Raw genomic sequence first — 455 nt, 5'->3', positions numbered from 1 at the left:
CGCACGCCCTGCTCCCCGCCGATCCCCCGCAGCAGCCCCGCGCCCTCCCCCTTGTCCCTCGGCTCGACCGCCCCCACCGTAACCACCTGCCCCGCCGCGCCCGTCACCCTCACTCGACGCCGCCGCCCCGCCATCGCCACGCGGCAGCGTTTGTCGCCCAGCTCGGCCCGGCATTCGGGCGAGGTCGCCTCGACCACGGGCCGCTCGAGCGCCGCACTCACCCCGCGCAATTCGGCGGTAAAGGCCCCGCGGTCGGTCTCAACCGCGCCGATCGTCCCTTCGCCCAGCGCCACTTGCGTCGCGCCGCTGCCGGTCCAGTCAACCGCGAACAACGCCACCCGCGCCCCATCCCAACGCCCCGCCAACAGATCACCTTCGGCAATCGCCGCGCTGGTCAGCGCACCGGTAATGTCCATCGTATCGGCCTCGAGTCCGGCGCTGCGCTTGATCGCCGA

1 protein-coding gene is annotated in these 455 nt (G+C 73.4%); it reads right to left on the bottom strand.

The window, feature by feature from the left end:
• Positions 1-455: DUF2163 domain-containing protein (locus tag AACY08_RS29620; RefSeq protein ID WP_339472640.1), on the bottom strand; the 455-nt coding region annotated here is incomplete at both ends.

Origin of the sequence: Pseudomonas sp. EL_65y_Pfl1_R83 (genome assembly GCF_963970695.1) — a bacterium.
Taxonomy (GTDB): Bacteria; Pseudomonadota; Gammaproteobacteria; order Pseudomonadales; family Pseudomonadaceae; genus Aquipseudomonas; species Aquipseudomonas tritici.
This window is presented reverse-complemented; position numbering and strand designations above follow the sequence as displayed.